The 12,718-nt window shown below is 73.0% G+C and carries 11 protein-coding genes; 8 read left to right on the plus strand and 3 right to left on the minus strand.

The window, feature by feature from the left end; genetic code table 11:
* Positions 1 to 31 precede the first annotated feature (31 nt).
* Both GSY65_RS11745 and GSY65_RS11750 read left to right on the plus strand, forming a co-directional pair.
* Positions 32 to 604, plus strand: a complete 573-nt coding sequence (locus tag GSY65_RS11745; RefSeq protein WP_159767283.1) for a hypothetical protein — start codon at positions 32 to 34, stop codon at positions 602 to 604.
* Positions 605 to 730: 126 nt separating this feature from the next.
* The gene (locus GSY65_RS11750; RefSeq protein WP_159767284.1) at positions 731 to 1,369 is read left to right on the plus strand and encodes a class F sortase; all 639 of its coding nucleotides are present in this window, start codon (positions 731 to 733) and stop codon (positions 1,367 to 1,369) included.
* A 143-nt stretch (positions 1,370 to 1,512) separates the two neighbouring features.
* Here GSY65_RS11750 and GSY65_RS11755 read toward each other — a convergent pair whose 3' ends face one another.
* On the minus strand, positions 1,513 to 2,298 hold the full coding sequence (locus GSY65_RS11755) for a sulfite exporter TauE/SafE family protein (RefSeq protein WP_159767285.1): 786 nt from the start codon (positions 2,296 to 2,298) through the stop codon (positions 1,513 to 1,515).
* Positions 2,299 to 2,585: 287 nt separating this feature from the next.
* On the opposite strand from GSY65_RS11755, the gene GSY65_RS11760 reads away from it, so the two are divergent.
* The 3 genes from GSY65_RS11760 to nirD are packed head-to-tail and all read left to right on the plus strand — an operon-like array spanning position 2,586 to position 6,762.
* On the plus strand, positions 2,586 to 3,800 hold the full coding sequence (locus GSY65_RS11760; protein ID WP_159767286.1) for an NAD(P)/FAD-dependent oxidoreductase: 1,215 nt from the start codon (positions 2,586 to 2,588) through the stop codon (positions 3,798 to 3,800).
* The gene (nirB, locus tag GSY65_RS11765) at positions 3,800 to 6,415 is read left to right on the plus strand and encodes a nitrite reductase large subunit NirB (RefSeq protein WP_159767287.1); all 2,616 of its coding nucleotides are present in this window, start codon (positions 3,800 to 3,802) and stop codon (positions 6,413 to 6,415) included. Before GSY65_RS11760 ends, nirB begins: the two co-directional genes overlap by 1 nt.
* The gene (gene nirD, locus GSY65_RS11770; protein WP_159767288.1) at positions 6,412 to 6,762 is read left to right on the plus strand and encodes a nitrite reductase small subunit NirD; all 351 of its coding nucleotides are present in this window, start codon (positions 6,412 to 6,414) and stop codon (positions 6,760 to 6,762) included. Before nirB ends, nirD begins: the two co-directional genes overlap by 4 nt.
* A gap of 63 nt (positions 6,763 to 6,825) precedes the next feature.
* Here nirD and GSY65_RS11775 read toward each other — a convergent pair whose 3' ends face one another.
* Positions 6,826 to 7,758: an oxidoreductase gene (locus tag GSY65_RS11775; protein WP_159767289.1), complete on the minus strand. Its 933-nt coding sequence runs from the start codon at positions 7,756 to 7,758 to the stop codon at positions 6,826 to 6,828.
* 256 nt (positions 7,759 to 8,014) lie between these two features.
* Here GSY65_RS11775 and GSY65_RS11780 point away from each other — a divergent pair, with 256 nt between their 5' ends.
* The 3 genes from GSY65_RS11780 (at position 8,015) to GSY65_RS11790 (ending at position 12,330) form a co-directional block, all read left to right on the plus strand.
* Positions 8,015 to 9,172 (plus strand): alkaline phosphatase PhoX, encoded by a 1,158-nt coding sequence (locus GSY65_RS11780; protein ID WP_159767290.1) that lies wholly within the window; start codon positions 8,015 to 8,017, stop codon positions 9,170 to 9,172.
* Positions 9,173 to 9,243: 71 nt separating this feature from the next.
* The gene (locus GSY65_RS11785) at positions 9,244 to 10,578 is read left to right on the plus strand and encodes a glycosyltransferase (protein WP_268978195.1); all 1,335 of its coding nucleotides are present in this window, start codon (positions 9,244 to 9,246) and stop codon (positions 10,576 to 10,578) included.
* Between the two features lie 264 nt (positions 10,579 to 10,842).
* The gene (locus tag GSY65_RS11790) at positions 10,843 to 12,330 is read left to right on the plus strand and encodes a condensation domain-containing protein (protein WP_159767291.1); all 1,488 of its coding nucleotides are present in this window, start codon (positions 10,843 to 10,845) and stop codon (positions 12,328 to 12,330) included.
* Here the strand turns inward: GSY65_RS11790 and GSY65_RS11795 are convergent.
* Entirely contained in the window at positions 12,311 to 12,676 is a 366-nt protein-coding gene (locus tag GSY65_RS11795) for a hypothetical protein (RefSeq protein ID WP_159767292.1), read from the minus strand. The two genes, GSY65_RS11790 and GSY65_RS11795, sit on opposite strands and share 20 nt — an antisense overlap.
* Between the last annotated feature and the right edge of the window lie 42 nt (positions 12,677 to 12,718).

The raw sequence follows: 12,718 nt of genomic DNA on the forward strand, positions 1-12,718 counted from the left end.
GAAAGGTGGACTGTCGAGAGGAGCCGGCTCGATGCGACGTATCCCCCGACCACTGACCGGCACCGCGCCCGCCGTCCTCGGCCCGGCCCTCAGCCTGGCCGTCACCGCGGGCCTCACCACGGCCCTCCTGCTCCCCTCCGGCCCGGCGTACGGCGGGGAGGACCACGGACGGCTGGAGCTGACCCCGGCCGATGTCGTCCCCGGTGACGAGGTGACCGCCCGTACCGCGGCCTGCGGCGCGAACGGTACGGGTGCGGGCGACGCCAGCGCGGTCGGCGCCGGCTCCTTCGCGCTCGCGCCGGGCGCCGGGCGACCGCGGCCCAGCGGGCGGTTCGAGGTGCCGCCGAGCGCCCAGCCGGGGACGTACGAGATCGTCGTGACCTGCGCGAAGGGCGGGCGGCGGATCGCCGGGGACCTCGTGGTCTCGTTGACCGGCGGCCACAGCGCGCCGCCCGCGCATCCGAGGGGCAGCGTGAAGACGGGGGTCGGCGGCGCACTCGGTCCCGACCCCGCGCAGACCGCGGCCGGCGTGGCGGCTCTCGCCGTCGCCGCCGCGGGCGGTACCTGGCTCCTGCACCGCCGGGCGAGAGGCGACAGGATCTGACGGACACCCTCCGCGGTCCGTCCGCCGGTACCGCCGTCCCCCTCCCCTCCGGGCGCTACGCCCCTTCGGCCCGGAGGGGAGGAACAGGGAGGCGACGCAGAGACAGCGAGGTCTGGAGGAGAACCCGTGCGACGGTTCGTCGACGTCGTCCTGACCGGTGTCACCGTGGTCGCCCTCTGCTGCGGTGCCTGGCTGGTGCGCAGCGGTACCGCCTCCCACGCGCCACCGCAGCCGTCGGCCGCACAGGGGCACGGCCGGGGGCACAGCCGTCCGGGCCCCGGGGAGCCGGCCGTGGCCGCCCTGGCGGCCTCACCGCCGGACCGGATCCGGATTCCCTCGATCCGTGTGGACGCCCCGCTGACCGGGCTCGGCCTCACGCCCGCCGGCAGCCTCGACGTGCCGCCCGCCGAGGAGGAGAACCTCGCCGGCTGGTACGCGGCCGGCACCACCCCGGGCGAGCGCGGCACCGCGATCGTCGCCGGGCACGTCGACACCGCGGACGGGCCCGCCGTCTTCTACGACCTCGGCGCGGTGCGACGGGGTGCCACGATCGAGGTGGACCGGCGGGACGGCGGCACCGCCGTGTTCACGGTGGACGCGGTCGAGGCGTACGCCGCGCGGGACTTCCCCGACGAGAAGGTGTACGGGGCGGCCGCGCGGCCGGAGTTGCGGGTCATCACCTGCGGCGGCCCCTACTCCCGCGCGACCGGCTACCAGGGGAACGTCGTCGTCTTCGCCCACCTCACCGGCAGCCGCCCACGCTGAGGGGACCTTCGCCGCGGCCGGGCCCGGCCTGCCCGCCGGGCAGGCCGGCAGGCGGGCAGGCGGGCAGGCGCCTCAGTCCCTCGTGCTCGTGTCTCTCGTGCTCGTGTCTCTCGTGCTCGTGCCCCTCGCCATGTCCCTCGTCCTCAGGCCAGCCACTGTTCGTACGCCATCTTCGCCACCAGCGTGAACACCACCGTCAGCAGCACGGCCCGGACGAAGCCGCTGCCCTTCTTCAGTGCGGTGTGCGCGCCGACCGTGCCCCCGACGAGGTTGAACACGGCCATCAGCGCGGCCAGTTGCCAGTACACCGTGCCCTTCCAGGCGAACGTGGCGAGGGCGCCGGCGTTGGTGCAGCAGTTGACGATCTTCGCGGTGGCGGAGGCGGTGACGAGGTCGAGGTGGAGCACCGCGGTGAGGGTGAGGACGAGGAACGTGCCGGTGCCGGGGCCGATGAGACCGTCGTAGAAGCCGATGCCGACGCCCGCGAGGCCGATCGCGGCGAGCACGCGGCGGGGCGAAACCGGGCCGGTGGCGGGTGCCGTGCCGAAGGAGGGGCGCAGGATCACGAACGCGCCGACGCCCAGCAGGACGACCATGACGACCGGTTTCAGGACCTCGGTGCTCATCCCGGCGGCGACGAAGGCCCCGGCCGTCGAACCGGCGAGCGCCGCGAGGCCGATGCGGACCGCGACCCGCACGTCCACCGGGGTGCGGCGGACGTAGGTCACCGCCGCGCCGGAGGTGCCGACGATCGCGACCGCCTTGTTGGTGCCGAGGGCGTACTGGGCGGCGGAGGCGCCGTTCGGCAGGCCGAGGAGCAGGGCGGGCAGGAGCAGCAGCCCACCGCCGCCCACCACGGCGTCGATCCAGCCGGCCGCGAGGGCCGCGAGGCACAGGACGACGACCATGGTCAGCGATATGTCGGGCATGATCGGACCCTACGGGGCGACATAGGTGTGCCGTCCATCGACCTGAGCGTTTTCTGAGGTCGCCCACCGGTCCGGGCACCGGCGGGACGCTCGGGCTCCGCCTTCCCGTATACGCCCGCATCACGACCGTCCCCCAGGTCAGCGGCGGTCCGGGCGCTGTTCTCACACCCCGCCCCGGCCCTCGGGAAACCCCTCACACTCCCGTGCGCGCCATGGGGAGGGCAGCGTTCCTCGCGGGAAACAGGGGTGATGCGGTCGGGTAACACCGGCACCGCACGCTCAGGGACATGACCTCGAACGAGCGTGTGGTGGTGATCGGCTCCGGCCTCGCGGGCGTACGTCTCGCCCGGCGGCTCGGAGAACTCGGTGTGCCCGCCACCCTGGTGGGCGAGGAGGAGCACACACCGTACAACCGGGTGCTGCTCGCCGATGTCCTGGCCGGGCGGTACGCGCCCGAGGTCATCACGCTGCCCGCGCCCCCGCGGCTGACACGGGGCCGGGTCGTCCGTATCGACCGCGAGATGCGAGCCGTACATCTCGCGGACGGTACGGGGGTCGCCTACGACACCCTCGTCCTCGCGACCGGTTCGAACCCCGTGCTGCCACCACTGCGCGGCCTGTGGGACCCCGAGCGGCACGAGTTCCCCGAGGGGGTGCACGCCTTCCGGACCATGGACGACTGCCTGGGGCTGTCGAAGGCGGTACGGCCGGGCGTACGGGCCGTCGTCATCGGCGGCGGGCTGCTCGGTGTCTCCGCGTCGCGGGCCCTCGCCCAGCGCGGCGCCCAGGTCGTCCTCGCCCAGCAGGGCGAGCGGCTGATGGAGCGCCAGCTCGACCCGTCGGCGTCGAAGCTGGTCCACCGGCACCTCACCGAGCTGGGGGTCGAGGTGCACACCGAGACCCGGGTGCGCGCGGTGCGCAGCGTAGGCGGGAGCGTGCGGTCCGTGTCGCTGGCCGACGGGTACGCGCTCGACGCGGACCTCGTGGTCATCGCCTGCGGAGTCCACCCCCGGGTGGGCCTCGCCCAGGACGCGGGCCTCGCGGTGCACAAGGGCGTCATCGTCGACGAGGAGCTGCGCACCTCCGACCCGCACATCCACGCCATCGGCGACTGCGCCCAGTTCGAGGGCACGGTCTACGGGCTCGCCACCCCGGCGCTCGAACAGGCCGACGTGCTCGCCGAGCTGCTGGCGGGGGACACGGGCGCCCGCTACACCGGCACCCGCGCCCTGACCCGGCTGACGCTCGCCGGTCAGGACTTCCTGGATCTCGCCGCGTTCGGCGAACCCGACCCCCGGCCCGGTGACGACGTCATCCAGCTCGCCGACGCCACCCGTGGCACCTACCGCAAGGTCGTCGTCCGCGACGACCGCCTGGTCGGCGGGGTGCTCGTCGGCGAACTCGGCACCGTCGGCGCGCTCGCCCGCGCCTGGGAGGGAGCAGAGCCGCTCCCCGACAACGGCCCTCTGCTCCACCTGCTCACCAACGATGGAGGCTCCTGATGACCGCCACTGGGGCGAACCCCACGATCGTGCTCGTCGGCCACGGCATGGTCGGCCAGCGCTTCCTCGAAGCGCTCGCCGAGCGCGGCCTGACCGCCACGCACCGCGTGGTCGTGCTGTGCGAGGAGCCGCGCCCCGCCTATGACCGTGTGGCACTGACCTCGTACTTCTCGGGCAGGACGCCCGAGGACCTGTCGATGACGGACATGGCGTTCATCGAGGGCCACGGCATCGAGCTGTACGTCGGCGACCCGGCGGTCATCGTGGACCGCGAGGCCCGCAAGGTCACCGCGCGGTCCGGGCAGGTCTTCGACTACGACGTCCTCGTCCTCGCCACCGGCTCGTACCCGTTCGTGCCGCCCGTCCCGAACAAGGACGCCGAGGGCTGCTTCGTCTACCGCACCATCGAGGACCTGCTCGCGATCGAGGAGTACGCGAGGAGCCGGGCGCGGGTGGGTGCCGTGGTCGGCGGCGGTCTGCTCGGCCTGGAGGCCGCGGGCGCGCTCAAGGGCCTCGGGATCGAGTCGCACATCGTGGAGTTCGCGCCGCGGCTGATGCCGGTGCAGGTCGACGAGGGCGGTGGCGCGGCGCTGCTGCGGACCATCGAGGAGATGGGCCTGTCCGTGCACACCGGGGTGGGCACGCAGGAGATCGTCGTCGGCGAGGACGGCGCGGTCACCGGGATGAAGCTGTCCGACGGCTCCGGACTCGCCACCGACATGGTGGTGTTCTCCGCCGGTGTCCGTCCCCGCGACCAGCTCGCCCGCGACTGCGGTCTGACGGTCGGCGAACGCGGCGGCATCGCCGTCGACGAGCAGTGCCGCACGGTCTCCGACCCGCACGTCTTCGCGATCGGCGAGTGCGCGCTGGCCGCCGACGGCCGGGTGTACGGCCTGGTGGCCCCCGGCTACGAGCAGGCCGAGACGGCCGCCGCGACCATCGCCGCCGACGAGGCGGAGCAACTGTCGTTCACCGGCGCGGACCTGTCCACCAAGCTGAAGCTGCTCGGTGTGGACGTCGCGTCCTTCGGTGACGCGCACGGCACCACCGCGGACTGCCTGGACGTCGTCTACTCCGACTCCCGCTCGGGTCTGTACAAGAAGCTGGTCATCGGCAGGGACGGCACGCTCCTCGGCGGCATCCTGGTCGGCGACGCGGAGGCGTACGGCACGCTGAAGGCGTTCACCGGCTCGGTCCCGCCGGTCTCCCCCGAGTCGCTGGTGCTGCCCGCCGGCGCCGGGGAGTCCGCCCAGCTCGGCCCGACCGCGCTGCCGGACGACGCGATCATCTGCTCCTGCAACAACGTCCGCAAGGGCACGATCCGCGCGGCCGTCACCGACCACCAGTGCACCACCGTGCCCGAGGTGAAGAAGTGCACCAAGGCGGGCACGACCTGCGGCTCCTGCGTGAAGGTCCTCGGCCAGCTGGTCAACGCCGAGCTGGAGGCGGGCGGTGTCGTCGTCGACAAGGGCCTGTGCGGCTGCTTCTCGCAGACCCGCGAGGAGCTGTACGAGATCGTCCTGGCGCTGCGCGTCAACACGTACCAGGACCTGCTGGACCGTTACGGCCGCGAGGAGGCCCGGGGCGGCGACGGCTGCGAGATCTGCAAGCCCACGGTCGGCTCGATCATCGCCTCCCTCGCCCCGACGATCGGCGCCGACGTCTACGTCCTGGACGGCGAGCAGGCGGCTCTCCAGGACACCAACGACCACTTCCTCGCCAACCTCCAGAAGAACGGCTCGTACTCGGTCGTCCCGCGCGTCCCCGGCGGTGAGATCACCCCCGAGGGCCTGATCGTCATCGGGGAGATCGCCCGCGACTTCGGCCTCTACACCAAGATCACCGGCGGTCAGAGGATCGACATGTTCGGCGCCCGCGTCGAGCAACTCCCGCTGATCTGGACGCGTTTGGTGGACGCCGGCTTCGAGTCGGGCCACGCGTACGGCAAGTCCCTGCGGACGGTGAAGTCCTGCGTCGGGCAGACCTGGTGCCGTTACGGCGTCCAGGACTCCGTGCGCATGGCGATCGACCTGGAGCTGCGCTACCGGGGCCTGCGCTCCCCGCACAAGCTCAAGTCGGCGGTGTCGGGGTGCGCCCGCGAGTGCGCCGAGGCCCAGTCGAAGGACTTCGGCGTCATCGCCACCACGAACGGCTGGAACCTGTACGTCGGCGGCAACGGCGGCGCCACCCCGCGCCACGCGGACCTGCTGGCGCAGGACCTCTCCGACGCCGAACTGATCCGGCTGATCGACCGCTTCCTGATGTTCTACATCCGCACGGCGGACCGGCTGGAGCGCACGTCGACCTGGCTGGAGCGGATCCCGGGCGGACTGGACCACGTGCGCGAGGTGGTGGTGGAGGACTCCCTCGGCATCTGCGAGGAACTGGAGTCGCTGATGGCGGCGCACGTCGCCCACTACCGCGACGAGTGGGCCGACACCATCAACGACCCAGAGAAACTCGCCCGGTTCGTGTCCTTCGTGAACGCGCCGGACACCCCCGACCCGGTCGTGGGCTTCGTGCCCGAGCGCGACCAGATCAAGCCCGACCTGCCACTCCTGTCCATCGGCCTGCGCCCCGCCGAAGACGTCCTGGAAGGAACCGCCCAGCGATGACCCTGGCACCCGAGACGACCGACCTGAAGGTCCAACTGCGGCTCGCCGACGGCTGGCTCACGGTCTGCGACCTGAGCGCCCTGCTGCCGGGCCGCGGCGTGGCGGCCCTGCTGCCCGACGGCGAGCAGGTGGCCGTCTTCCGCGACCGCGCGGGCACCCTGTACGCCGTCGACAACCGCGACCCGTTCGGCGGCGCGGCGGTCCTCTCCCGCGGCCTCACCGGCTCGCACCAGGGCCGGCCGTTCGTCGCCTCCCCCCTGCTGAAGCAGCGCTTCGACCTGGAGAACGGGCAGTGCCTCGACGACGAGGCGGTGCGGATCAGGACGTACGAGGTGCGGACGTCGTAACCGCTCACCCGTCACGCGTGGGCGCCGGAACGGCACGGACCGTTCCGGCGCCGCCGTGTGCGCTCAGGGTTTCAGCTGGTCGAACGTCACGCCGGTCAGCTGTTCCGAGCGCTCCCACAGGAGTCGGCCGGCCCGGTCGTCGAGGGTCCAGGGGGCGCGCGGCGAGCCGGTGGTCGCGCCGCCCCACATCAGGAACCGGGGGCCGACGAAGGAGTCGGGGGCGACGCCGGGCGCGGTGGCCGCGTACAGGGTGGGCAGGGCACCCGCGTCGGCGGACTGGGCGAAGAAGCGGTTGCCGACCCGCATGAACCGCTCGGTCCCCTTGCGGCCCTCCGCCCTGGCCCCGGCGGTCTGGAGGTTCGTGGCCGCGTAACCGGGATGGGCGGCTGCGGCGACGACGTCGGAACCGGCGGCCGCGAGCCGCCGGGCCAGCTCGTGCGTGAACAGCAGGTTGGCCGTCTTGGAGCGGCCGTACGCCAGCCAGCGCCCGTACCTGCGCTCGGTGTTCAGGTCGTCGAGGTCGATGTCGGCCCGCAGGTGCATCCCGCTGGAGAGGGTCACGACCCGCGCGGCGGCGGTGCCGAGCAGCAGCGGCGCGAGCAGGCCCGTGAGCGCGAAGTGCCCGAGGTGGTTGGTGCCGAACTGCGTCTCGAACCCGTCGGCGGTACGGCCCTCCGCCACGGCCATCACGCCCGCGTTGTTGATCAGCAGGTCGAGCCGTTCGTACGCCTCTTCGTACGCGGCGGCGAACTCCCGCACCGACGCGAGGTCCCCGAGGTCCAGCCGCAGCAACTCGACCTGGCCGCCCGGCACCTCGGCGCGCATCCGCTGCAGGGCGGCGAGGCCCCGCTCCGCACTGCGGCAGGCGAGCACGACCCGGGCGCCCCGCCGGGCGAGTACACGGGCGGTGGCGTAGCCGATGCCGCTGTTGGCGCCGGTCACGACAGCGGTACGCCCACGCTGGTCCGGAATGTCGCCGACGTTCCACCCCGCCATGCCACCACCCTCTCGAAAACAGCCGTTGACACCGTCAGCGTAGGAGCGGGCGGGACGATTGTCTGCGGGTGAGGCACTCCACGGGCCGGACGGAGGCGGGGCGCGGCCCCGGCTCCCCTCAGCGGGCCGTCCGAGAACGTCCCCGCGCGGCCACTGATTGTCCATGCTCTGTCCATCACGCTGCCCTAGGGTCCGACACCGCGCGACCCCGCCGCCGACCGGCAGGCGGGCCGGTCCACGCACCCTTGGAGCGACAGTGGAACGTCGTACCCTGCTCCGCGCGGCCGTCCTCGGCGGCACCTCGACCGCGTTCGGCGGAACCCTGTGGCGCGGCGCCGCGTACGCCGCGCCCGCCCAGCCCGGCGCGGGCCCGTACGGCGCGCTCGGCGCGCCGGACGCCAACGGCATCAGGCTCCCGAGCGGTTTCACCAGCCGGGTCGTCGCCCGCTCCGGCCAGCGGGTCCCCGGCACGTCGTACACGTGGCACAACGCGCCCGACGGCGGGGCCTGTTACGCGGACGGCAGCGGCTGGATCTACGTCTCCAACTCGGAGATCAGCCCGTCCGGCGGGGCGAGCGCGGTGCGGTTCTCCGCGACGGGCACGGTCACCTCCGCGTACCGCATCCTGTCGGGCACCCGGACGAACTGCGCGGGCGGGAAGACCCCCTGGAACACCTGGCTGTCCTGTGAGGAGGTCGACCGCGGATACGTCTACGAGACCGACCCGTGGGGTGTGAAGGCGGCCGTGCGCCGGGACGCGATGGGCCGGTTCAAGCACGAGGCGGCGGCCGCCGACCCGGAGCGCGGGGTCGTCTACATGACGGAGGACGTCACCGACGGCTGCTTCTACCGCTTCCGGCCGACGACCTGGGGCGATCTGTCGTCGGGCACGCTGGAGGTCCTGGTGGCCGGCACCGGCACCAGCGGCCCGGTGACCTGGGCCAGGGTCCCCGACCCGTCCGGGGCGACCGCGACCCGCAACCAGGTCTCCGGCGCCAAGCGCTTTAACGGCGGCGAGGGCTGCCACTACGCCGACGGCACCTGCTGGTTCACGACGAAGGGCGACAACCGCGTCTGGCAGTACGACACGGCCGCGCAGACCATCGAACTCGCCTACGACGACTCCCTGGTGACCGGCGGCAACGCCCCGCTCACCGGCGTCGACAACGTCACCGGCACGGCCTCCGGAGACCTGTTCGTCGCGGAGGACGGCGGCACCATGGAGATCTGCGTGATCACCCCGGACGACGTCGTCGCCGCCTTCCTCCGCGTCGACGGCCAGTCCTCCTCGGAGATCACCGGCCCGGCCTTCTCCCCCGACGGCAGCCGGCTGTACTTCTCCAGCCAGCGCGGCACGAGCGGCAGTTCGTCGGGCGGCATCACGTACGAGGTGACGGGCCCGTTCCGCACCTGAGCCGTTCCGGGGAGTTTCGAACCCTTTTGCACACCAAACTCGTTCGATTTCCCTTCTGCTAGGTTCTGCGCGTGGTCTTGCCCAAAGAATCGGGGCCGGCGCGCCCCGGAGCCGGCATCCGCCCGCGCAAGGTTCTCCTCGCGGCATGCGGTACTCGCGGGGACGTACAACCCTTCCTCGCACTGGCCGTGGCGCTCCGTCGCCACGGCCACACACCGTTGTTGGCCGCCCCGTCGTCCTACGCGGCCGAAACCGCCGCGTACGGGGTGGATTTCGCGGCCGTCGACGACGGCCCGACCCGGATCCTCGACGTGCCGGAAGCCCGCCGGACCGTCGACAGCGGACTGTCGGGCGTGGGCGGGAAGATCGCGGCCGCCCGGACGGTCGCCCGCCTCAGACGGCTGATGATTCCCCCGCTGCGCGATGTCGCCGCGATCGCCCACGACCACGGGGACGTGGCGGCGGTGGTGCACTCGGCGGCGTTCCCGGCCCAGCACGTGGCGGACATGCTGGACGTGCCGGCCGTGGTCGTCGCCCTGCAGCCCGGCTGGATCCCCACCGGTGAGTTCCCCTGCCCGCTGCTGCCCCTGCCCAGGGTGCCGCGCCCGCTGAACCGCGGCACCTACGCCCTGGTGACGGCGGCCCAGCGCTCCCGCGAGGTGGAGCGCTGGCGGACCACGGAACTGGGGCTCGCGGCACGCCGGCACGGCGCCCACCGGTGGCTGCGCGACCCGGAGGGCAGACGGCGGCCCGTCCTGCAGCCGTTCAGCCGGCAGGTCACCCCCGTCGACCCGGCCTGGGGCGACGCCGTCCGCACCACGGGCTTCTGGTTCCTGCCCCGGCGCCCCGACTGGACGCCGCCCGCGGAGCTGGCCCGGTTCCTGGACGAGGGGGAGCCACCCGTCTACATCGGCTTCGGAAGCATGACCGGCACCCGGGCGCGCCGTAACAACGCCCTGGTCAGGGAGGCGGTGCGGCTCGCGGGGGTGCGTGCCGTCGTCGCGACGGGCTGGGGCGGCATCGAGTCCGGCCCCCCGGCCCGTGACGTCCTGACGCTGAGGGAGGCGCCGCACGACTGGCTCTTCCCGCGCACGGCGGCGGTCGTCCACCACGGCGGCACCGGCACCGTCGGAGCCGCCCTCGCCGCGGGCCGCCCCCAGGTCCTCTGCCCCCACATGGGCGACCAGTCCCACTGGTCCGCGCGGATGCGGGCGCTGGGCGTGGCCCCCGCCCCCGTCCCCGCCCGGCACCTCACGGCGGCACGGCTCGCGGAGGCGATCGGCCGGGCGGTTCAGGACCGCAGTCTGCTGCACCGGGCGACGGAGATGGCGCCGGTGATCCGCTCCGAGGACGGCGTCGACACGGCGGTGCGTTCCCTCGTGTCCCTCCTGTCGCGCCCGAGCTGACCCTCCTCCCCCGTCCCGCCCGAGCTGACCCTCCTCCCCCGTCCCGCCCGAGCTGACCCTCGTGCCCCTCCCGTCCCGCCCGAGCTGACCCTCCTCCCCCGTCCCGCCCGAGCTGACCCTCGTGCCCCTCCCGTCCCGCCCGAGCTGACCCTCCTCCCCCGTCCCGTACCGCCCTTGCCCCACCGCCCTTCCCCCTTCTCGTTCCCCCCTTCTCCCTGCCCCCCTTTCCCCTCCCCCCCGTGCACCAGAACAGAGAGCCCCGCAGTGCTGCAGATTCCTTTCACCGATGCCCGTATCGCGCCCGGAACCGTGCTGTCCTGGTCCCTGCGCACCCAGCGCTCGCCCCTTTCCGGCGAGGAGGACCAGGCCGTCGCGCGCACGTCCGCCTCCTTCAACCAGGACAAGCACCATTCGTCGTCCCAGGCGACGCGGAGCACGAGTGACGGCATCGCCAGCTCCATCACCATCACCTTCGAGATCGACGGCCCGCTCGACGTCGCGGCGCTGGAATCCTCCTTCCTCCTCCTGGTCCGCCGGCACGAGGTGCTCCGCTGTGAGTTCCGACGGCTGGCCGGCGATCTGAACTGCACGGCCCTCTCCCCCGACTCCATCTCCCTGGAGGCCGAGGAGGTCGGCCGTTTCCCGACCCCGGAGGAGTTGCACACCCATCTGGACAAGGAGTTCAAGAGCCTCGACACCCTGTCCTGGCCGCTGTTCCTGATGGGGGCGGTGGTCCGGGAGTCGCACACGACCGTCTACCTCTGTTTCGACCACATCGTGTGCGACGGCATGTCGATGCCCGTGGTCGTCAACGAACTCCAGACGGCGTACTCGGCGCTCGCCGGCGGCCGTCGCCCCGAACTGCCGCCCGTGGCCAGCTATCTGACCTTCGGGGACACCCAGCGCCGCCGCTGGTCGGCCCTGCGGCCCGACGACGAGCGGCTGGCGTACTGGAAGGGCTTCATCGCCCGCAACGGCGGGTTCTTCCCCCGGTTCCCCTTCGACATCGGGGTGCCGGACGGCCGTCTGTACCCGCTGGTGAACCGCGGCCACCGGCTGCTGGACGCCGAGCGGACGGAGGCCCTCGCGGCGGGTGCCCGGGCGGCGGGAGGCAGTGTCTTCACCGGGGTGCTGGCCGCTGCCGCGACGGCGCAGCGCCGGCTGGGCGGCCCGGCGGTGTACCGGGGGCTGCTGCCGGTCAGCGAGCGGAGCGAGGCGGTGTGGGAGCACTCCGTGGGCTGGTTCGTGAACACGATGCCCATCGAGTTCGAGGTGGGCGCGGCGGGCGAGGACGGCGTCCAGGGCCACGCCGCCACCATGGCCGGGGTGCGGGCCGCGTACACCGAGATGCAGCGGCACACGGCCGTCCCCTTCGTGCGGGCCTGGGAGTTGCTCGCGCCGGAGGCGTTCTCCCTGCACCACTGGCCGTTCGCGGTGAACTTCTTCTCGTACATCGACTTCCGCAGGACTCCCGGCGGGGAGCGGCACCCCCTGTGGAACCCGACGATGCACGTGTGGGCGGCCCGCGGCAACGGCGTCAGCCACTGGTTCCACCGGACGGCGGAGGGTCTGCACGTCAACACGCTGCACGTGGACACACCCGAGGCACAGCAGATCAGTGACGCGCTGAACGACGAACTCGTGCGGGTGCTGCGGGAGATCGGCGACCGGCGGGACGGGGCCGCGTCGCCGGTGCCGATCCCCCGGCCGGCCCGTGCGCGCGGCGGCCTGCTCAGCGGAACGCGTGAGTGACCTCGATGGCGCCCACGATGTGCGCGTTGAACTCGTCCAGCTCCTCGGCGGGCACCCATAGCTCCAGGATCGTCTCGCCGCCGGCCTGACGCACCGGGTAGCGGCCCACGAACCCGGTCTCGACCTCGAACCGCGTCACGAAACCGGCCCCGCTGTGCTTCACGTTCCAGTCCCGCGCGATCCGTAGCGCGTAGTCCTCGTTGAGGACGGGGTAGAAGATCGGCTGCTCCGGAAGGCGCGGCGGCCAGGCCCTCCAGCCCGACTCCCGCACCAGCGCGAGCTCCTCGGGACCGGTGGGACGCCACAGCGTGGTCGTCCCGGACGAGGTCCGGCGCGGCGTGCTCATGGAACCCACCCTCGGGGAACGGGCCGACAGCCCGGAGCGGTC

Source organism: Streptomyces sp. HM190, assembly GCF_009857135.1.
GTDB classification, from domain to species: Bacteria; Actinomycetota; Actinomycetes; order Streptomycetales; family Streptomycetaceae; genus Streptomyces; species Streptomyces heilongjiangensis.

Excerpts from the sequence above, each read along its gene's own strand:
- GSY65_RS11745 (WP_159767283.1), top strand. The coding sequence starts at position 32 with ATGCGACGTATCCCCCGACCACTGACCGGCACCGCGCCCGCCGTCCTC.
- GSY65_RS11755 (WP_159767285.1), bottom strand. The coding sequence starts at position 2,298 with ATGCCCGACATATCGCTGACCATGGTCGTCGTCCTGTGCCTCGCGGCC.
- GSY65_RS11760 (WP_159767286.1), top strand. The coding sequence starts at position 2,586 with ATGACCTCGAACGAGCGTGTGGTGGTGATCGGCTCCGGCCTCGCGGGC.
- nirB (WP_159767287.1), top strand. The coding sequence starts at position 3,800 with ATGACCGCCACTGGGGCGAACCCCACGATCGTGCTCGTCGGCCACGGC.
- nirD (WP_159767288.1), top strand. The coding sequence starts at position 6,412 with ATGACCCTGGCACCCGAGACGACCGACCTGAAGGTCCAACTGCGGCTC.
- GSY65_RS11775 (WP_159767289.1), bottom strand. The coding sequence starts at position 7,758 with ATGGCGGGGTGGAACGTCGGCGACATTCCGGACCAGCGTGGGCGTACC.
- GSY65_RS11795 (WP_159767292.1), bottom strand. The coding sequence starts at position 12,676 with ATGAGCACGCCGCGCCGGACCTCGTCCGGGACGACCACGCTGTGGCGT.